The sequence below is a fragment of the Micromonospora sp. NPDC049559 genome (genome assembly GCF_040676675.1).
Taxonomy (GTDB): Bacteria; Actinomycetota; Actinomycetes; order Mycobacteriales; family Micromonosporaceae; genus JBFAPK01.
Genome location: NZ_JBFAPK010000030.1, coordinates 1 through 19,103, shown reverse-complemented (window position 1 = coordinate 19,103; position 19,103 = coordinate 1). Strand labels below are relative to the sequence as shown.

Here is a 19,103-nt window from a genome sequence, read left to right as displayed (position 1 = left end):
TCACGCCGTGGTGTAGGTGCGCTGGTTGCGCACCCCCGGCCGCGCCGCGGGTCCCGACCGTACCGGCCGCAGGCCGGCCAGCTGGACGTAGATGTGTCGCCGCTCGATCGCGACGCCCTTCCGATCAATCACGTACACGTCCAGCCACGCCCACCCGTGGTAGGTGGGCCAGTTCTCGACCCGGATCAGCCGGACGAGGATCGCGGACCCGTCGGCGAACTGGACGGAGGCCGCCGCGCCGACGTGGATGGCGTCCCCGGCCCGGAACGTCATCGCTGACCGCCGGTGCGGGTCCACGCCATGAACCGGTCGTGCAACTCCGAGGGGTCGAAGATCTGCCCGGAATTGGCGAGGTCCTTGGCGGCGAGGTCGAGGAGGTTCCGCATCACCACCGTCAGGCCGAGGTCGCGGTACCGCTCGCCGTACTCGACGCGCGCGGGCGAGCACGGCCAGGGCGTGCCGGACGGACAGCCACCGCACGTCCAGTCCGGCCGTAGGTAGTCGTGGGCCGGTCCGCTCACGGTCACGGCCATGGCAGCACCATCAGCGCGCACAGTGCGCCGAGGACGACGGCGCTCTCCCGCAGGACCATCAGCGCGTACCCGGCGCCGAGCCGACCGTCCGGCTCGGGCTGCGGCGGCTCGGGCTGCGGATCCTGCGGCGGTGGCGGGTCGCTGGGGTGCGGCGGCAGCGGCCGGCCGGGCCGCGACTCACCGGGCAGTCGGTGTGGATAGAGGCGCACGGTGATGTCCCCTCCGCTGAGGTCGAGGGGGCGCGGCTCCGACTCGGAGTTGTATCGCCGCGACCCGATGGCCCGGGCGCGGCACCTGGGGGGAGCCAGGGGCCGCGCCCGGTCACCCCATGTTCCGAGGGTGGTCACCGATAGTGAATGTGCGCGACGTACTAGCGGTCGGCCGCCTGGTGACAACCGATGCGTGCCGTACCGGTCGGGCTACTCGGCCGCGCCGACCAGACGCGCCAGCTCCGCCAGCTCCTCGGTCATCGCCCGCCGCCGGCCGGCGGAGATGGAGCGGACGATGTCGCGGGCGTACCGCTGCTGCCGCAACCAGGCCGGCGCCCGGTCGCGCAGATCGGTCAATACGGCCGTCGCCTGCGCGTAGTCGCCCAGCTCGGTGTGCGCCCACGCCACATCGAGCCGGTGGCGCTGGTAGCAGCTGGCCGTCATGCGCCGGTCGTCGACCGGTAGCCGCTCGGCGAGCGTCAACACCCGGCGCGGGTCGCCGGCAACCGCCGCCGCCTCAGTGCGGAGGGCGGCGACCTTCCCCGGCCCGAAACCGTCGATCATGGACAGCCCCGTCGGTGGGTGGTTGCTGATCCGGGTGGCGGCCGTTTCCGCGAGGTCGAGCATCTCCTGTGCGTCGCCGTCTCGGCCGTCGCGCATGACCGCCGCCGACGCCTCGACCAGCAGCCACCCCCAGGCGGCCACGTGATCGGTACCGGCGCGGCTGATCCGGGTCGGCTCGACCTGGTCGGCGGCGTGCACGGCCAGCTGCTCGGCCTCGCCGAGCCGGGCCTGACGCAGCAGCAGCCAGCACATCGGCCCGACGACGGCCGCGGCGATCACATCGCTGCCGGACCGGGCGGCGGCGTCGCGCGACGCGGCCACCGCGGTGTACGCCAGGTCGACCGCGCGGAACTGGATCAGGAGCCGGCCCGCCAGCTGGTACGCCTGCGACAGGAGCGCGTACGCCTGCGCCTCGTCGTCGTCGACCTCCACGGCAGCCCGCGCCTCGGCCAGCAGCCCGGGCAGGACGGAAAGGCCGGCGCCGTAGTCGTTGGTGTGGTAGAGCCTGGAGGCGGCCCGCAGCGACTCCCGCACCTGGCCGGCCGTGGGCGGTTCGGCCTCGGCGCTGGCGGCGATCAGCTCGCCGTCCAGACCACGGACCGGGGTGAGCGCCCGGCGGATGTCGAGCAGAGCCAGCGGCGCGGCCGTGGGCTCACGTCGGGCGGCGGCGGAGCTGGCATCGCCCAGGAGACGCGATGTCGTCACCCCGAGGGCCCGCGCCAGCGCGCTCAACGTCGCCATCCGGGCGGTCGTACGTTCGTTCGTCTCCAGCTTGCGAATCGTCACGGCCGCGACGCCGGACGCTTCGGCCAGCTGCTCCTGCGTCATGGGCACCTGGCGGCGCAGGGCCGCGACGTTGTCTCCGATGGTGGCCATGCCCGGGTGCCCCCTCCCGCACGAGGGCGGTCGACCCCGCACGGGTCGATCCTCCGACTCGGAGGGTACGCGCCGCCACTACCGTCCGCTACTGTGCCAATGCGGCTGGGAGCGACAGCGGCGCGGTGACCGCCGGCAGGTCCCCTACCTCTCCCCTAAGTTGATCTGTAGGGTCGGATCGCGCGGCCCACGACCTGGGCGGCGAAAGAGCGGGACAGGCGGAGGGCGTGGGATTCGAACCCACGAAGAGGATCGCTCCCCTTACCGGTTTTCAAGACCAGCGCCATCGGCCACTAGGCGAGCCCTCCCGGTGCGCGGGCCGGTGGTCGAACTCCGGCGGCCCGTCGCCGTGCCTAGTGTGCCACGATCCCGGGCGGCCCACGGCCACCGCATCACCCAACCCGGCCCTCCGGAACACTCAATTCCGGCCGGTCGCCGCCGCACCGGCATACGTACGGTGACCTGCCCACCACGTGCCGGATAGCCCGGCCGGCATGTGACGAACCGCTCGGGCGGACGTGACGAACCGCCGGGGCGCCGGTAGCGGGATCGGTCGATCCGGACCAGGATGGTGGCATGCACGCGATCACGATTCCGGAGCCCGGCGGACCCGAAGCACTGGTCTGGGCCGAGGTGCCCGACCCGGAGCCCGGACCGGGCGAGGTCGTCGTCGACGTACGCGCGAGCGCGGTCAACCGGGCCGATGTGCTCCAGCGCCAGGGGCGGTACGAGCCGCCGCCGGGCGCCGCGCCGTACCCGGGTCTGGAGTGCTCGGGTGTGATCAGCGCGATCGGGCCCGAGGTGACCGAGTGGCAGGTCGGCCAGGAGGTCTGTGCCCTGCTCTCGGGCGGCGGCTACGCCGAGCGGGTGGCGGTGCCGGCGGGTCAGCTGCTGCCGGTGCCGGCGGGCGTCGACCTGGCCGACGCCGCCGGGCTGCCCGAGGTCGCCTGCACGGTCTGGTCGAACGTGGTGCAGCTCGCCCGGCTCGGCATCGGGGAGACCCTGCTCGTGCACGGCGGCGGCAGCGGCATCGGTACCTTCGCCATCCAGCTCGGCCGGGCGCTCGGCGCCTCCGTCATCGCCACCGCCCGCTCCGCCAAGCACGCCGGGCTGCGCGAACTCGGCGCGAACGAGGTCGTCGACTACGGCGAGGAGGACTTCGTCGCGCGGACGAAGGAGGCGACGGGCGGTCGCGGCGCCGACGTGATCCTCGACATCATGGGCGGCGCGTACCTGGCCCGCAACGTCGACGCGCTGGCCACGGGCGGTCGGCTCGTGGTGATCGGGCTCCAGGGCGGTCGCAAGGGCGAACTGAACATCGCCACGCTGATGGCGAAGCGGGCCACGGTCGCCGCCACCACGCTGCGGGCCCGGCCGGCGGCCGAGAAGGCCGCGATCGTACGGGGGGTGCGCGAGGAGGTCTGGCCACTGCTGGAGTCCGGCACGATCCGGCCGGTCGTGGACCGGCGGCTGCCGCTGGCCGAGGCGGCCGAGGCGCACCGGATCCTGGAGTCCAGCGATCACCTCGGCAAGCTGCTGCTCATTCGCGCTTGAGCAGCAGCCGGGCGCCCGGCCCCTCGGCGGCGAGCCTGTCCTCCGGGTTGTAGAGGGCGCAGCGCTTCAGCGACAGGCAGCCGCAGCCGATGCAGCCGGTGAGGTTGTCGCGCAGCTTGCTGAGCATCCGGATCTTCTCGTCGAGCCGGTCCTGCCAGAGCGCGGAGAGCCGGGCCCAGTCGGCCCGGCTCGGCGTACGGGATTCCGGCAGCGAGTCGAGCGCCTCCTTGATCTCGTCCAGCGAGATGCCGACCTGCTGTGAGATCCGGATGAACGCGACGCGGCGCAGCTCGGCCCGGTCGTACCGGCGCTGGTTGCCGCCGGTACGGGCGGCCCGGATCAGCCCGAGCCGCTCGTAGTAGCGCAGCGCCGAGGCGGCCACGCCCGAGCGGACCGCCAGCTCGCCGATGGTGAGTTTCTCCTGCATCCGCCGATCACCTTGACTTAAAGTTAGCTTCAACTTGCAGCCTAGTCGCATGACCGCGACAACGACCAACGCGAATGCGCAAGATCATCTGCCGGCCCCGCCGGCAACCGCCCCGCCGGCAGCGCCGCCCGTTCCGCCGGCAGCGCCCGGGCCGCCCGCCACCGCGTCCCGGCGTACCGGCTCCGGGCTGCCGACCGCCCGGTTGCACCCGCTGCTGCGCCGCCTCACCGGGGACGAGAAGCACGAGGCCAGCGCCCATTCGACCCTCGACGTGCTCTGGGTCCTCTACGACCGCGTACTGCGCGTCTCCCCCGACACCGTCGACGACCCGGAGCGCGACCGGTTCCTGCTCTCGAAGGGGCACGGCTCGGCGGGCTACTACGCCGTGCTGGCCGCGAAGGGGTTCGTCCCCGAGGAGTGGCTCGACGACATGGCCGGCGCCGACAGCCGGCTCGGACACCACCCCGACCGGCTGCTGATCCCCGGCGTCGAGATCGGTTCCGGTTCGCTCGGCCACGGGCTGGGGCTGGGCGTCGGTACCGCGCTCGGGCTGCGCGCCCAGGGCCTGCTCGACCCCCGGGTGTACGTGCTGGTCGGCGACGCCGAACTCGACGAGGGCAGCAACCACGAGGCGATCGCGTACGCCGGCGCCACCGGACTGGCCAACCTCACCGCGATCGTGCTGGACAACCAGTCGGCGACCCACGGCTGGCCGGGCGGCATCGCGAGCCGGTTCACCGTCAACGGCTGGAGCGCCTCCACCGTGGACGGTCGCGACCACGACGCCATCCACACCGCGCTCCGCGCGCACCGACCGGACCGGCCGCACGTCGTCGTCGCGGTCGTCGAGCCGAAGGAGTGACCATGATGCGGGAGGCCTTCATCGAGACGACGACGGATCTGCTGACCGAGGATCCGCGGGCGGCGCTCGTGCTCGCCGACATCTCCGCGGCCGCGTTCGACCCGGCCCGGCGAGCACATCCCGACCGTGTGATCAACGTCGGCATCCGCGAGCAGCTGATGATCGGCGTCGCCGGCGGGCTCGCCCTCACCGGACTGCGCCCGATCGCCCACTCGTACGCGACGTTTGTGCTGGACCGGGCGTACGAGCAGGTCAAGCTGGACCTCGACCACCAGGGCGTGGGTGCGGTGCTGGTCAGCGTCGGCGCCTCGTACGACGGGTCGACGATGGGGCGTACCCACATGTCGCCCGGGGACGTGGCGCTGCTCGACACGCTCGACGGCTGGACCGTGCACGTCCCGGGACATCCCGACGAGGTGCCGGGGCTGCTGCGGGCCGCGATGCGGCACGACGACCCGGTCTACCTCCGGCTGTCGACGCAGGTCAACGCGGCGTCGTACGGGACGGACGGGAGGCTGCGGACGGTGCGGCGCGGTACGCCGGGCGGGGCGCTGGTGGTGGCGGTCGGGCCGATGCTCGACCCGGTGCTGGCGGCGGTCGAGGGGCTCGACGTGACGGTGGCGTACACCCACACGCCCCGGCCGTTCGACGGCGAGGGTCTGCGCGCCCTCGCGGGGACCGAGGTGGTCCTGGTGGAGCCCTATCTGGCGGGGACATCCAGCCGCCAACTCGCCGAGGCGCTCGCGGACCGGCCGCATCGCGCCCTCGCGCTCGGGGTGGGCCGCGCCGACCTGCACCGGTACGGGACACCGGCGGACCACGCGCGCTGGCACGGGCTGGACCCGGCGGGCCTGCGGCGGTCGATCGGCGAGTTCCTGTCCTGATCCGGTTCCTGGCCTCGCTGACGCCAGGACCGGGGCTGTTCGGGGCGGCTCGGCACAGGCCGGTGCCGCTCCGGGCGGGTCCGGTACGCCTCAGCGGTTGCCGGCGGCGTTCTCCCGACGCCGGGCACGCTCGCGGCCGAGGATCCAGACCGCCTCGACGCCGTCCTTCCAGGTGATCTTCTTCCCCTCCTCGCGGTTGCGGGCCCGGTAGCTGATCGGCACCTCGTACGGCCGGATCCGCCGGCGCAGCAGCTTGCCGGTGACCTCGGCCTCCATCCCGAAGCCGCGGGAGCGGATGTTCAGCGACCGGTAGAGCGCGACCGGCATCAGCTTGAAGCAGGTCTCCAGGTCGCCGATGTAGGAGTTGAAGAGGACGTTGGCGGCCGTGGTGACCGCCTTGTTGCCCATCACGTACCAGAAGCTGTACGCGCTGTGGCTGCCGAATGTCCGATTTCCGTAGACCACCGTGGCGCGCCCGTCGAGCACCGGGTCGAGCAGCTTCGGGATGTCCTGCGGGTCGTACTCCAGGTCCGCGTCGAGGATGACCATGTACTCGCCCTCGGCGTTGTCGACCGCCGTACGGATCGCCGCGCCCTTGCCCGCGTTGCGCGGGTGGGTGATCACGCGGACCCGCGCGTCGTCCGCCCGTCCCAGGATCTCGGCCGTGCCGTCCCGGCTACCGTCGTCCACCACGACCAGCTCGATCTCACACGGGTAGTCGACCGCCAATGCCTGCTTCAGGGCATCCGCGATGCGCTCTTCCTCGTTGTAGACCGGCATAAGGATCGAGAGCTTCACTGGAATCTCCACGGTGCGGACGACAAATCCGCCCTAGCCTAGCCTGGGCGCGGTCTCCATCGGGGTCAGGCGCAAGGCCGAGGGGCGGAGGGTCCGAAGACCCCACAGCCGCGTGGTGTTTACTTCCCGCCATGCCAGCAGCATGGTCCGTGCTCGTGCTTGCGCCCATCGCCGCATTCCTGTCGCTGCTCTACGCGACGCACCCGGGTACGGACGGGGTCGTGGCGCCGCTGCGGCTCGCGGCGATCCGGGCGGCGCTGGCCACCGGGGCGTACGCGGTGCTGGTCGTCGAGGTCTGCGGCGCGCTGCGCCGGCTGACCGCGCCGGCCCTGGCGCTGGCCTGGCTGCTGTTCCTGCTGGTGGCGGCCCTGCTGGCGGCCCGCCGCCGGCGTCGGCGCCCCTGGTCGCCGGCGCGCCTGCGGCTAGTCGCCCGCTGGCGCGCGGCCGGCCGGGGCGAGCGCCTGCTCGCCGGTACGACCGGCCTGGTGGTCCTCGTCGACCTGGTCATCGCGCTGCTCGCCGAGCCGAACAACTTCGACTCGCAGACCTACCACCTGCCGAAGATCGAACACTGGGCGGCCCAGGGCAGCCTGGAGTTCTGGCCGACGGCCATCCACCGCCAGGTCACCATCCCGCCCGGCGCGGAGTACCTGCTGCTGCACCTGCGGCTGCTCACCGGCGGCGACGCCCTCTACAACCTGCTCCAGTGGGCGGCCGGGATCGGCTGCCTGGTGGTCGCCACCCGGATCGTCGCCCAGCTCGGCGGCGGCCGGCGGGCCCAGCTGCTCGCCGCGTTCCTGCTCGCCACCACGCCGATGGTCGCCCTCCAGGCGACCAGCACCCAGACCGACCTGGTCGCCGCCGCCTGGACCGGCTGCGTGGCGACGCTGGCCCTGGACGGGCTGGCCCGCCGCGCCGGCGCCGCGCAGGTGCTGGGGCTGGGGGCCGCCACCGGGCTGACCGCCGTCACCAAGACCAGCGGCCTGCTCGGCGCCGGTCCGGTGCTGGTCCTCTGGGGCCTGGCCCAGCTCCGGCTCGCCTTCGCCGCGCGGCCGGCGGCGGGCGCGGCGGCTGCCAGCACGCCGGCGCACGCCCCCGCGCAGCTGGTGCACCCGCACGGCACGGCGGGCGCGGCGGCCCCCGGCACGCCGGCCGGAGCGGAAGAGGCCGGCACGCCGGCCGCCGGCTCCGGCGCGGCGCGCACGGGCGGACGCCCGGCCGTACGGGTGCTCGGCACGGCCGGTGCCGCGCTCGCGATCCTGGCCGTGGCCGCCGTCATCACCGGACCGTTCCTGCTGCGGGTCTACGCCGAGTTCGGCAACCCGCTCGGCCCGCCCCGGCTCCGCGAGTCGATCCCGATGCAGCGGCACGACCCGGCCTCGATCCTGGTCAACGCGGCCCGGATCGGGCACACCGCCCTGGACACACCGTTGGCGCCGCTGCGCAGCGCGTCCGCGTCGGCGATCGAGGACGGTGCCGGCCTGATCGGCGTCGACCCGCAGGACCGGGCCATCACCTTCGGGACGAGCACGTTCCCGGTGCCGGCCTGGTACCCGGACGAGGACCGGGTCTCCTTCCCCATCGCCGGCTCGCTGGCGCTGGTCGGCGGGCTGATCGCCCTGGCCCGCCCCCGCCGGGTCACCGCGCGCTACCCGGGCGCGCTGCGGGCGTACGCGGCGGTGGTCACGGTGGCCGTGCTCCTCTACACCGCGACGATCAAGTGGCAGCCGTGGGGGAACCGGCTGCTGCTCTTCGCCCTGGTGCTGGCCGCACCGCTGGCCGGGCTCTGGCTCGACGCGCTCTTCCGTGGACGCGCGGGCGCGACCGAGTCCGGCGCGGGCGCGGCGGGGCCCAGGGCAGGCGCGGGCGCGACCGAGCCCGGGGCCGGCGCCGCCGGGACGACCGGTCCGGTACGCGGGCGTCGCGGCGTCGCCGTGCTGCTGGCGACCGCGATGCTCGCCGCGTCCGCGCTGGCCGGCGTGCTCGCTATCTCGTACGGCTTCCCCCGCCGGCTGGTCGGCTCCGGCTCGCTGCTGACCACCTCGGACTGGGACACCCGCTTCCTGCGGCGCCCCCAGTGGGCGGACGAGTTCCGCTGGGCGGCCCAGCGGGTGAACGCCTCCGGCGCCAACCGGATCGGCCTCGTTCAGCAGAACGACAACTGGGAGTACCCCTGGTGGCTGCTGCTGCGCGACGGTGCCGCCGGGCAGCCGGCCGGGCAGCGGGAGATCGTCTCGCTGGTCTCCGTACTGCCCGACCGGCCGCCGGCCGACCCGCGCGGCGTCGACGCGATCGTCTGCACCGGCGACCGTCGCGCCTGTAGCCGGCTGGTCCCGCCGGGCTGGCGGATCGAGTTCCGCGACTACGTCGGCTTCGCCCTACCGCCCGCCGCCGGCGGCTGACCGCCCGGCCGGGGTGCTCGCTCCGCGCCGGGAATCGTCTCCCCGAGATCGGGTCCTCACTTCTTCACGGGGATCACGATCAGCCGGGCGACGCCCCGGTCGCCGTCCTTGCTCCCGGCGACGCCGAGTTCCGTACCGACCTTGACGGCGCTCGGCTGTACCGTCGTACGCCGCTCGACCACCCGCAGCTTCTGGTCGAACTTCCAGGTCAGCTGGAAGCCGTCGGTGGAGCGTACGGTCATCGACGCGTCGTCGACCGCGGTGACGGTACCGCGCTGCACGGCGATCGTGCGGGTGCCGTCGGCCGTGCGCACCACCGCCTCCCCGTGCAGCGTGCCCCGGCGCAGCAGCACCCGGGCCCGGGACCGCGGGTGCCCGGGCCGGTCGGCCTTCGTGCCGGCGCCCGGCGAGGCGGACGGACCGGGCGCGTCGACGTCCGCCGTGGCGACGTCCGCCGTGTCGACGTCCGCCGTGTCGAACCCGAGCGCGGCCAGCGCCTGCCCCTCGGTGCCGAGCACCGAGGCCACCTCGACCGCCCCGTCCCGTACCGGACCCGGCGCGGCGACCGGGCCCGCGGCGCCGCAACCGGTCAGACCCAGCAGCCCCGCCCCGGCGACCAGCCCGGTCGCGGTGAGCACTCCCCAACGTCGCATCGCTCTCCCTCTCCCGTAGGTGTCCGGCCCAGCCTGCCGCCGAGGGACGAGCGCACGATCAGGCCGATGTTCGGATCCGGTAAGGATCAGGCCGGCGGGGACGGCAGCCAGACCGTGAACCGGGCCCCGCCCTCGGGGGCGTGCGCTGCCGCGATGCTCCCGCCGAGCCGGCGGACCAGGCCGGCCGCGAGGGCCAGCCCCAACCCGCTGCCCACCTTGCGTACGCCCCGATAGCGCTGGTGGAGCGCGCCGCGCTCGAAGGCGACGGCGAGGTCCTCGTCGGTGAAGCCCGGCCCGCCGTCGCGCACCTCCAGCGCGCCGCCCGGACCGGCCGGGCCGGTTTCGGCCCGCACCGCGAGCACGATCGGCGCCCCCGGGGGTACGACCCGGAGGGCGTTCTCCAGCAGCCCGTCGAGCACCTGCCGGATCCGCCCCGGATCGGTCCGGACCGGCACCGGACCGGCCGGCAGCTCGGGGCGGAGCAACACGCCGAGCGCGGCGCAGCGGGCGGTCCACGGCTCGGCCGCACCGGCGACCAGTTCGGCCAGGTCGACCGGTACCGGCTCCAGCGGGAAGTCGGCCGCCTCCAGCCGGGCCAGCGCCAACAGGTCGCTGACCAGCCGGTCCAGGTGTTCCGCCTCGGCGAGCATGGTCTGGCCGGCGCGCTGGGCGCCGTCCGGCCCCACCACCCCGTCGGCCAGCGCCTCCGCGTAGCCCCGGATCGCGGTCAGCGGCGTACGGAGTTCGTGCGAGACCGAGAGCAGGAACTCCCGTTGCCGCCCCTCGCTGGTGGCCAGCGCGGAGGCCAGCCCGTTGAGGGCGTACGCGAGTTCGGCCACCTCCGCGGGCGGCTCGACCGGCAGGCGGACGTCGCGCTCGCCGGCGCTCAGCCGGGCCGCGACGGCGGCGGCGGTGCGGATCGGCCGGGCCAGCCGCCGGGCGAGGAAGAGTCCGGCGAGCACCCCGGCCGTGAGCCCGGCGAGCAGCGGCAGCCAGAGATTGCGGCCCACCTGCCGCCAGAGGCCGGTGGTCAACGGCCGGGCCAGCACCACGCCGTCGCCGCCGGGCAGCCAGCGCCCCTCGACCCGGGCGAGCCGGCCGGCGACCGGCCGCCGGGCGCTCACGTTGTGCCCGCCGGCCACCCGCTGCACCACCGGGGCCGGCAGTCCCGGCCGGTCGGCCTTCCCGCCCCGGATCAGGTACGCGTCGATCCGCTGCTGGCGCAGCTGCCGGATGATCCGCTCCTCGTCGGCCGTACGGCCCCGCCCGATGCGGGTCCGCAACGCCTCCACGGCGAGTCCGGCCTGCGCCGAGAGCGCCGCCTGGGCCTGCCGGTCGGCCGCGCGGCCGGCGATCGGTACCGCCACGAGCGCGGTGACCAGCACCGAGACCAGCGCGACCGCGCAGCTGACCAGCACCGCGCGGGCGGTCAGGGTACGGCCGGGCCGGCGCCGATCAGCCATCGGCGGCGTACCCCACGCCGCGATGGGTACGGATCACCTCCGCGCCCGTGCCGAGCTTGGCGCGTACCTGGGCCACGTGCACGTCGACCGTGCGGGTGCCGCTGTGCGACGCGTACCCCCAGACGCTGGCCAGCAGCTCCTCCCGGGTGAAGACCCGGCCGGGACGGTTCATCAGGTGCGCCAGCAGGTCGAACTCGGTCGAGGTGAGCTGCACCGGGACGCCGGCCACGGTGACCGTCCGGCGGCCCGGGTCCAGGGTGACCGGGCCGACGGTACGGGGTCGTCCGGCGCCGTCCGGGGCACCCGCGGTACGGCGCAGCACCGCGCGGACGCGGGCGACCAGTTCGCGCGGGCTGAACGGCTTGGTGACGTAGTCGTCGGCGCCGAGTTCGAGGCCGACGATCCGGTCGACCTCGTCGTCCCGGGCGGTCAGGAAGATCACCGGGGTCCAGTCCCCGGCCGCCCGCAGCTCGCGGCAGATCTCGGTACCGGCCAGGCCGGGCAGCGCGATGTCGAGGACGCAGGCGACCGGGCGCAGCCGGCGGGCCGCGGCGAGCCCGGCGTCACCGTCGCGCTCGACGTGCACCCCGAACCCGTCCCGGCTCAGGTAGAGCCGCACCAGGTCCGCGATGGCCGGCTCGTCCTCCACGAGCAGGACCAGGCCGCGCCGCGGTACGTCGACGGTCACGCCGCCCATGATGTCCGACCGGCGCGCCACCGGCCACGTACCGCCATGTTCGGATCAGGTAAGAACCCGGTACGCCCACCACTCGACGCCGACGCACCCGGCCTGGTCGGTCAGATCGCGACCGCCGGGTTGAAGCTGCGGTTGCGCGCCTCGCTGGTACCGACCGGCGTGGCGGCCCGGGTGCCCCAGAGCGCGGCCGGTGTGGTGGCGGTCCGGTCGCGGAACGCGTTGGCGAGCAGCGCGTCGAGGTGCCAGACCTGCTTCGGCTCGCCGACCTTGATCAGGAAGCGCTCGCGGATGCCGTCGACCGCGGTGGCCGCCAGCTCGACCGTACCGAGCTGGGGGTCGGCGTTCCAGGTCACGTTGCTCAGGTGCCGCAGCTCGGTGTTGAGGTGCAGTCGCAGCCGGTGCAGCAGTCGGGTCTGCTGGGTCACCACCAGCCGCTGGTGGGTGAGGAGGAGCAGATATTCGCCCTGCATCGGGCGGTCGAGACGGGTACAGCGGGCGACCAGGACCGTGGTGTCGCGGGACTCCACACACCGGCGGAAGACGGGTATGTGGCGACTGACGGTCGATGGGGTCACCCCGGCCGCTACCGCGGCGGGAAGGAACGTCCGGGAGAACACGTCCATGACCGGTTCAACGAGGAGCCACCGGGATGTGTCGCGGTGCCGGCATGGATGAAAATGAAATTACAGAACTTCCACGCCGGCCGAAGAAGCCCGCCATGAGCTGCGGATACTCGCGACGATCCCGGACTCATCCGGCCGCCGGCCCCGGCCGGTACCTGCACCGGCCGGGGTCGGGCGGGCGTACGGCTCGGGATCCGCCGGCGCCCGGCGGCCGTACGGCTCAGGATCCGCCGGGGCCGACGACGGTGTCGAGGAGCCGGTCGAGCGCCTCCCGCGGCGACGGCATCGCCGCGATCTCGCCGGCCAGCCTGCCGGCGCTGCGCCGCGCCGACTCGTCGTGCAGCAGCGCCTCCGCCTGCTCCGCCAGCGCCTCCGGGGTGACCTCACCGGGCAGGAGTTGCCGTCCCGCACCGGCCTCCACCACCGCCCGCGCGTTGCTGAACTGGTCGGCGCCCTGCGGCAGCATCAGGTGGGGCAACCCGTTCGACAGTACTTCCAGGACGGTGCTGCCGCCGCCGTGGCTCACCACGAGGTCCACCCGGGGCAACAGGTCGCCCTGCGGCACCCAGCCCTCGACGGTCACGTTCGGCGGTAGCGCACCGAGTCCGCCTTGTCCGCCCCGACCGCCGCCGGTGACGAGCAGGTCCACCGGCAGCCGCGACAGCCCGGTGACCGCCTGACGCAACAGGTCGGGAGTGCCGAAGGCGGTACCGAGCGTCAGGTAGACCAGTGGGCGGCTCTCGTCGCGCTCCCGCACCGTCGCGGGCAACGGGGCCGCGTGCCGCCAGGTCCCCGGCCGCATCGGGATGGGCTCCCGGGCGGGGGCGAATCCGGGCAGCTGCAGGGAGGGCGGGCAGACGTCCAGGTACCGGTTGCCGAGGAACTCCGCGTCGTGCGCCGGGGCCCCGATGCCGAACTCCGCCGCGGTGGCGAGCCAGGTGTCGGACATCGCCTTCCAGACCGGTCCGCCGGTGAGCCGGCCGATGCCGTGACAGACCGCGGGGACACCGGCCCGCATCGCCGCCATTCCCGCGCCCGGGGTGAGCACCTCGTAGACCATCAGGTCGGGTCGCCGGTCGGCCAGTACGGGTGCCAGGTCGGCAACCATGCGTCGGGCCAGTACGTCGCCGAACGCCCGAGCGGAGGCGTCGAACGGTTGCCCGGCCGGCGCCTGTGCCCGCAGGGACGCCATCACCTCCCGGACGGTCGACCCGGCGGCCACCGGCGTCAGACCGGCCTCCGCCAGCATCGGGTGGTACTGCCGGTCGGTGGCGAAGAGCACCTCGTGTTCCGCGTCGCGCGCCGCCGCCGCCAGCGGAAGAAGCGGCATGAGATGCCCGTAGGCGCCTATCGAGGCGAAGATCAGACGCATTTCCTGGAACAGCCTTCCATCGGACTGGGGTGTCGGCGCCGATGCGGAGCCGGCCCTGGGAACCTGGGAACCGGGGGAGAGGGATCGTGGCGTGCGAAACGCCCGTCAGGACCGCGCGCCGAGCCGCAGCCAGCCGTGGATGCCGAGGAAGAGCGTCACCGCACCGGCCGCGATCGAGATCAGCAGAGCCTGCCAGCCCGGTCCGGCGAGGACCCCGGCGACGTTGACCAGCGTCAGCCAGAGCCCCATCCGGAACTGGGTCCGGTCCAGCCAGATCGCGCTGCCGGCCAGATGCAGTGCCGCGACGAGCCCGGTGGTGGTGCTGCCCCAGAGCAGCTCGGACTGGTGCGGCGAAAGCTCGTGACCGATCTTCCCGATCGTGATCACCAGGCCCACGAAGCCGACGAGCCAGGCGGTGCCGTACCTCTTGGCGCGCAGGGTCGAGTCCGCGTCGGCCGCGCCCCGACCGAAGACCCGGACACCGAGCACGGCGGTGGTCACCCCGGCGGCGGCCAGCAGCCCCAGCAGTACCGCCAGCGGCAGCGCGTCCGGCAGGTCCACGAAGGTCCGGCCGCCCGGGCCGTCGTTCACGAAGCGGAGCCCGTACCCGACGAACCAGGCGATCCCCCAGGCCATGTGCATGAGCTGTACGTGCCGCTTGATCCGGACCACCAGCTCGGCCCCCGGGTGTGTCGGTCGCGCCGTCTCCGGGCCGGTCGCCGGTGGCGACGCCGCCGTACCGTCGGACCGCTCGGATGCCTCTCGTCCCGCCGCTGTGGTCGCCACTGTCCCTCGCAGTCTCCCCGTGTCGATGAGTCGTCCAGGGAACACGGTGATAACAGCAAGATCATTGCAGCCGAGTGTCCGGCCCGTGGCGGGTGGTCGTCGATCTTCTCCCGGGGGCGGTCCGGTTACAGGAGTTCCACGATGGTCGCGTTGGCCATCCCGCCGCCCTCGCACATGGTCTGCAACCCGTACCGGATGCCGTTGTCGCGCATGTGCTGGAGCAGCGTGGTCATGATCCGGGCCCCGGAACCGCCGAGCGGGTGGCCCAGCGCGATCGCGCCGCCGCGCGGGTTGAGTCGGCGCTCGTCCGCCTCCGTCTCGGCCAGCCAGGCCAGCGGTACCGGGGCGAACGCCTCGTTCACCTCGTACACGCCGATCTCCTCGATGCCCAGCCCCGCGCGGCGCAGCGCCTTCGCGGTGGCCGGGATCGGCGCGGTGAGCATCGTGACCGGGTCGTCGGCCGCGACCACCGCGGTGTGGACGCGGGCCAGCGGCCGCAGGCCGTGCTCGTGCGCCCGCTCGGAGGTGGTGACCGCGAGGGCCGCCGCGCCGTCCGAGATCTGCGACGCGGAGCCGGCGGTGACCCGCCCGTCGGCGGCGAACGGCGTGGGCAACTCCGCCAGCCGGGCCAGCGTGCTGTCCCGCCGGATCCCCTCGTCCAGGGCGAACTTGCCGTCGGCGACCGGCACCGGGGCGATCTCCGGCTCGAACGCGCCCGCGTCCTGCGCGGCGGCGGCCTTCTCGTGGCTGGCCAGCGCGAACTCGTCCAGCCGGGTACGTGGCAGGCCCCACCGCTGGGCGATCAGCTCGGCCCCGACGCCCTGGTTGAACGGCACCGGCTCGCCGTCGGCGAAGCCGGGCACCCCCCGGTAGCGCTCGCGCACCTGGTCGCCGTAGGGAAGCCCGCCGCCCGGGAGCTGCGCGCTGGCGCCCATCGGCACCCGGGTCATCGACTCGGCCCCGCCGGCGACCACGAGGTCGGCCTGGCCGGCGATGACGGTGGCGGCGGCGAAGTGCAGCGCCTGCTGGCTCGACCCGCACTGCCGGTCGAGGGTGGTGCCCGGTACCGCCTCGGGCCAGCCGGCCGCCAGCACGGCGTTGCGCCCGACGTTCCACGCCTGCTCCCCGACCTGGGAGACGCAGCCCCAGACCACGTCGTCCACGTCGGACGGGTCCAGCCCGGTCCGCTCCGCCAGCGCGCGCAGCACGTGAGCCGAGAGGTCCACCGGATGTACGCCCGCGAGCCCACCCTTGCGCCGGCCGACCGGGGTGCGTACCGCGCCGACGATGACCGCGTCCCTCATGCTTACTCCCCGGTAACTTGAGTACGTCCCGATCCTACGTCGGGACACCGTCCGCCGCCCCTCCCGCCCCGGGCCCGCGAGCACGGCCCGGTGGCGGGGATGGCGCGGGTGGGTGACCGGGGGCGCGTGCGGGCCCGCGCGCTGGCATCCTTGACGCCGTGCAACCGGATCACTCCGTACCGCCGACCCGCTGGCGGGTCGCCCCCACGCTGCCGGTACTCAAGCTGGGCGGCGCGATCGCGCTCGTGCTGGCCGGGCTCTGGCTCGCCGACGGCGATCCGGTCCGGCCGGGCCTGGCGCTGCTGGTCGCCGCCGGTCTGGTCGTCTGGGGCGTACGCGACCTGGTCGCGCCGGTGCGGCTGGCCGCGGACGCCGACGGGATCACCGTGGTCACCGGTTTCGCGTCCCGACGGCGGCTGAGCTGGGCGGAGATCGATCGGATCGAGATCGACACCCGACCCCGGCTCGGGCTGCGTACCAACACCCTGGAGATCGACGCCGGCGAGGCGCTCTATCTGCTCGGCCGCTACGACCTCGACGCGGCGCCGGACGAGGTCGCCGCGACCCTCCGCGCCGCCCGCGCCCGAGCGGTCGGCTGAGCCCGAATGATCGGTTGAGCCCGAGCCGTCGGCTGAGGCCCCGCCCCGGGCCCCGCCGAGGCGCTCCCTACTAGATGGCGAGCGCGGCGGTCCTGGCCAGGGTCAGGAAGATCAGGCCGAGCAGGATGAGGCCGCCCCCGACCGCCTGGACCAACGTCCGCCGCGACGGAGGCGCGTACGCCAGCAGCAGCGACATGGCGGCCCCGGTGACCAGGCCACCGAGGTGTCCGGCGATGGAGATGCCGGGCGCGAGGAAGGTGAAGGCCAGGTTGACCACCAGGACGGGGATGACGGCCGACGTGTCCCGCCCGAGTCGTCGCATGATCACGAAGAGCCCCGCGAAGAGCCCGAAGATCGCCGTCGAGGCGCCGGCCGTGGCGGTGTTCGGCGAGCTGAAGACGTACGCGGCGACGTTTCCGCCGATCCCGGCGATCAGATAGAGGGCCAGGAAACGCGCCGGCCCGAGCGCCGCCTCCAGCGTCCGGCCGAGCACCCAGAGCGCCCACATGTTCATGAGCAGGTGGATCACGCCGTAGTGCAGGAACATCGCCGTGATCAGCCGGTAGTAGTCGCCGGTCGCGACCCCCTCCAGCTCGCCGGACGGGGTCATGGCCAGGCCGAGCACGGACCCCCAGTTGGTGATCGGGGTACCTCCGCCCGCCAGCCCGCCGAAGCCCGAGCCGCCGATGACCGAGTCGCCGCCCCGGTCCGAGTAGATCGAGATGAGCATCGCCAGCACGTTGAGCGCGACCAGCGCCTTCGTGACGTAGCCCTGGCGGCCGGCGGTACCACCGCCGAAGACGGTACGCGCCGGCCGCTGGGCACGCCTGCCCTCGGTCACGCACTCCGGGCACTGGTGACCGACCGAGGCGTCCCGCATGCAGTCGGGACAGATCGGCCGCTCGCACCGGGTGCAGCGGACGTAGGTCTCCCGCCCCGGGTGGCGGTAGCAGACCGGAGCGGTGGGCGGAGACTCACTCATGCAGGCAAAGGTACCCCGAGATCGACGTCAGGCGTTCTTGCGCTCGATCTCGACGCGCTCGATCACGACGTCCTGCAGCGGGCGGTCCGCCGGGTTGGTCGGCGTGTTGGCGATCGCGTCCACCACCTTGACCGACTCCTCGTCGGCCACCTGGCCGAAGATGGTGTGCCGGTTGTTCAGGTGCGGGGTCGGGCTGACCGTGATGAAGAACTGCGAGCCGTTGGTGCCGGGGCCCGCGTTCGCCATGGCCAGCAGGTACGGCCGGTCGAAGCGCAGCTCCGGGTGGAACTCGTCGCCGAAGCTGTAGCCGGGGCCGCCCCGACCGGTGCCGGTCGGGTCACCCATCTGGATCATGAAGCCGCTGATGACGCGGTGCGAGATGGTGCCGTCGTAGTAAGGCCCGGAGCCGGGCTGGCCGGTACGGGGGTCGACGTACTCGCGAGTGCCCTCGGCGAGTTCGACGAAGTTGCGAACGGTCTTCGGTGCGTGGTTCGGGAAGAGTTCCAGCCGGATCGGGCCGGCGTTGGTGTGCAAGGTGGCGTAGACAGCCTCGGCCACGGGTACTCCTCGGTAGGTGGTCAGGTTCCATGCGGATCCTCCCATGTGCCCGTTCTGCCAGTGCGAAGGCATCCAAAGGTGCAGGATGACGGGGGTAACGAAACCCAGGAGGTGGGTACCGGTGTTTGGCATTGGGCGGCGCAGGACGCGCGGCGAACTCGTCAAGGCCGAGCTGGGCGAGAGCCTCGGACATCTGGTGCGCGCCGCGACGCACGCCGCCAACGGGGTGGGCGAGACGGTCGGCCCGCGGGCGAACTCGGCTCGCGAGTACCTGGCTCCGGCCGCCGGCCGGGTCCGCGAGACGGCGTCGCGCGGCATGAGTTCGACCATGGCACGGCTCGCCCCGCTCGCCGCCGCGGCGGCCATCGGTGCCAGCCAGGCCGGCTCGGCCACCGGGAAGGCGACATCGAAGAAGGTGCAGAAGATGGGCAAGAAGAGGTCGCATTCGGCCCGCAGGCGCTGGTCCATCCTGGCCGGCCTGCTCGCCGCGGGAGCCGTCGCCGGCGCCGTCGGTACCGTGGCGGCGCGCCGCCGCAACCAGGCCGACTGGGAGTCGTACGACTCGCACCAGATGCTGGAGTCGGTCCGCGAGGACGCCGAGTCGATCATCGGCACCTCCTCGGCCAACGCGCCGCAGCCCGGCGCGTCGCCGAAGGCCGCGGTGGTGGCGGAGAAGGCGAAGGCCGCCGGGGAGCCGGGCGGCAAAGCCGCGACGGCCGGCGAGAAGGCGGGCGCCATGAACAAGACGAGCACGGCGGAACGGGCCAAGCAGCCCGCGGCCAAGGGCGCGGAGTCCTCCGACGGCCTGCTCGGCAACACCGCCGCCGCTCCCTCGTCCCGCAACAGCCACGGCTGATCCGGGTACCGGCTATCGCGCCGGCCCCGGCCGGGGTGACCCGGTTCGGGGTCATGAAGCACCTTCGAGTGCTGGAGGAGGCCGGGCTCGTCGTCACCCGG

At 73.8% G+C, this 19,103-nt stretch carries 20 protein-coding genes, 1 tRNA gene and 1 pseudogene; 6 read left to right on the top strand and 16 right to left on the bottom strand.

Annotation, left to right across the window (positions count from 1 at the left end; all coding sequences use genetic code 11):
- The 5 genes from AB0J86_RS27235 to AB0J86_RS27215 all read right to left on the bottom strand — a co-directional run bounded on the left by AB0J86_RS27235 (position 1) and on the right by AB0J86_RS27215 (position 2,490).
- Positions 1 to 273, bottom strand: a complete 273-nt coding sequence (locus AB0J86_RS27235; protein ID WP_363860456.1) for a hypothetical protein — start codon at positions 271 to 273, stop codon at positions 1 to 3.
- A complete protein-coding gene (locus tag AB0J86_RS27230) occupies positions 270 to 533 on the bottom strand; it encodes a hypothetical protein (RefSeq protein WP_363860455.1) in 264 nt (87 codons plus the stop codon). Before AB0J86_RS27230 ends, AB0J86_RS27235 begins: the two co-directional genes overlap by 4 nt.
- Entirely contained in the window at positions 524 to 742 is a 219-nt protein-coding gene (locus tag AB0J86_RS27225; RefSeq protein WP_363860454.1) for a hypothetical protein, read from the bottom strand. Before AB0J86_RS27225 ends, AB0J86_RS27230 begins: the two co-directional genes overlap by 10 nt.
- A gap of 210 nt (positions 743 to 952) precedes the next feature.
- Positions 953 to 2,182 carry a helix-turn-helix transcriptional regulator gene (locus AB0J86_RS27220; RefSeq protein WP_363860453.1) on the bottom strand — a complete coding sequence of 410 codons (1,230 nt, stop codon included), beginning with the start codon at positions 2,180 to 2,182 and terminating at the stop codon, positions 953 to 955.
- 219 nt (positions 2,183 to 2,401) lie between these two features.
- Positions 2,402 to 2,490, bottom strand: a tRNA-Ser gene (locus AB0J86_RS27215).
- A gap of 268 nt (positions 2,491 to 2,758) precedes the next feature.
- Between AB0J86_RS27215 and AB0J86_RS27210 the strand changes: the two genes are divergently transcribed.
- The gene (locus AB0J86_RS27210) at positions 2,759 to 3,736 is read left to right on the top strand and encodes an NAD(P)H-quinone oxidoreductase (protein WP_363860452.1); all 978 of its coding nucleotides are present in this window, start codon (positions 2,759 to 2,761) and stop codon (positions 3,734 to 3,736) included.
- On the opposite strand, the gene soxR is transcribed toward AB0J86_RS27210, so the two are convergent.
- A complete protein-coding gene (gene soxR / locus AB0J86_RS27205) occupies positions 3,723 to 4,163 on the bottom strand; it encodes a redox-sensitive transcriptional activator SoxR (protein WP_363860451.1) in 441 nt (146 codons plus the stop codon). The two genes, AB0J86_RS27210 and soxR, sit on opposite strands and share 14 nt — an antisense overlap.
- Positions 4,164 to 4,212: 49 nt before the next feature.
- On the opposite strand from soxR, the gene AB0J86_RS27200 reads away from it, so the two are divergent.
- Positions 4,213 to 5,025, top strand: coding sequence for a transketolase (locus tag AB0J86_RS27200; RefSeq protein ID WP_363860450.1), 813 nt, complete (start codon positions 4,213 to 4,215; stop codon positions 5,023 to 5,025).
- A 5-nt stretch (positions 5,026 to 5,030) separates the two neighbouring features.
- Positions 5,031 to 5,909, top strand: a complete 879-nt coding sequence (locus tag AB0J86_RS27195; protein WP_363860535.1) for a transketolase — start codon at positions 5,031 to 5,033, stop codon at positions 5,907 to 5,909.
- 90 nt (positions 5,910 to 5,999) lie between these two features.
- Here the strand turns inward: AB0J86_RS27195 and AB0J86_RS27190 are convergent, their stop codons facing one another.
- Entirely contained in the window at positions 6,000 to 6,707 is a 708-nt protein-coding gene (locus AB0J86_RS27190) for a glycosyltransferase family 2 protein (protein ID WP_363860534.1), read from the bottom strand.
- 131 nt (positions 6,708 to 6,838) lie between these two features.
- Between AB0J86_RS27190 and AB0J86_RS27185 the strand changes: the two genes are divergently transcribed.
- Positions 6,839 to 9,109: a hypothetical protein gene (locus AB0J86_RS27185; protein ID WP_363860449.1), complete on the top strand. Its 2,271-nt coding sequence runs from the start codon at positions 6,839 to 6,841 to the stop codon at positions 9,107 to 9,109.
- Between the two features lie 56 nt (positions 9,110 to 9,165).
- Here the strand turns inward: AB0J86_RS27185 and AB0J86_RS27180 are convergent, their stop codons facing one another.
- The 7 genes and pseudogenes from AB0J86_RS27180 to AB0J86_RS27150 form a co-directional block, all read right to left on the bottom strand.
- Positions 9,166 to 9,762: a hypothetical protein gene (locus tag AB0J86_RS27180; RefSeq protein ID WP_363860448.1), complete on the bottom strand. Its 597-nt coding sequence runs from the start codon at positions 9,760 to 9,762 to the stop codon at positions 9,166 to 9,168.
- A 58-nt stretch (positions 9,763 to 9,820) separates the two neighbouring features.
- A pseudogene (locus AB0J86_RS27175) lies at positions 9,821 to 11,225 on the bottom strand (HAMP domain-containing sensor histidine kinase).
- Positions 11,218 to 11,913 (bottom strand): response regulator transcription factor, encoded by a 696-nt coding sequence (locus tag AB0J86_RS27170; RefSeq protein WP_363860447.1) that lies wholly within the window; start codon positions 11,911 to 11,913, stop codon positions 11,218 to 11,220. Before AB0J86_RS27170 ends, AB0J86_RS27175 begins: the two are co-directional and overlap by 8 nt.
- Positions 11,914 to 12,023: 110 nt before the next feature.
- Complete coding sequence (locus AB0J86_RS27165) at positions 12,024 to 12,545, bottom strand: hypothetical protein (RefSeq protein ID WP_363860446.1); 522 nt, start codon at positions 12,543 to 12,545, stop codon at positions 12,024 to 12,026.
- A gap of 220 nt (positions 12,546 to 12,765) precedes the next feature.
- Positions 12,766 to 13,875: a glycosyltransferase gene (locus AB0J86_RS27160; protein WP_363860445.1), complete on the bottom strand. Its 1,110-nt coding sequence runs from the start codon at positions 13,873 to 13,875 to the stop codon at positions 12,766 to 12,768.
- A 147-nt stretch (positions 13,876 to 14,022) separates the two neighbouring features.
- Entirely contained in the window at positions 14,023 to 14,703 is a 681-nt protein-coding gene (locus AB0J86_RS27155) for a transporter (protein WP_363860444.1), read from the bottom strand.
- Positions 14,704 to 14,828: 125 nt separating this feature from the next.
- Positions 14,829 to 16,007 (bottom strand): acetyl-CoA C-acyltransferase, encoded by a 1,179-nt coding sequence (locus AB0J86_RS27150; RefSeq protein WP_363860443.1) that lies wholly within the window; start codon positions 16,005 to 16,007, stop codon positions 14,829 to 14,831.
- A gap of 158 nt (positions 16,008 to 16,165) precedes the next feature.
- Between AB0J86_RS27150 and AB0J86_RS27145 the strand changes: the two genes are divergently transcribed.
- The gene (locus tag AB0J86_RS27145) at positions 16,166 to 16,606 is read left to right on the top strand and encodes a PH domain-containing protein (protein WP_363860442.1); all 441 of its coding nucleotides are present in this window, start codon (positions 16,166 to 16,168) and stop codon (positions 16,604 to 16,606) included.
- 70 nt (positions 16,607 to 16,676) lie between these two features.
- On the opposite strand, the gene AB0J86_RS27140 is transcribed toward AB0J86_RS27145, so the two are convergent.
- Both AB0J86_RS27140 and AB0J86_RS27135 read right to left on the bottom strand, forming a co-directional pair.
- Positions 16,677 to 17,588 (bottom strand): rhomboid family intramembrane serine protease, encoded by a 912-nt coding sequence (locus AB0J86_RS27140; protein ID WP_363860441.1) that lies wholly within the window; start codon positions 17,586 to 17,588, stop codon positions 16,677 to 16,679.
- A gap of 27 nt (positions 17,589 to 17,615) precedes the next feature.
- Positions 17,616 to 18,146, bottom strand: coding sequence for a peptidylprolyl isomerase (locus AB0J86_RS27135; protein WP_363860440.1), 531 nt, complete (start codon positions 18,144 to 18,146; stop codon positions 17,616 to 17,618).
- Positions 18,147 to 18,267: 121 nt separating this feature from the next.
- Here AB0J86_RS27135 and AB0J86_RS27130 point away from each other — a divergent pair, with 121 nt between their 5' ends.
- A complete protein-coding gene (locus AB0J86_RS27130; RefSeq protein WP_363860439.1) occupies positions 18,268 to 19,002 on the top strand; it encodes a hypothetical protein in 735 nt (244 codons plus the stop codon).
- Positions 19,003 to 19,103 lie beyond the last annotated feature (101 nt).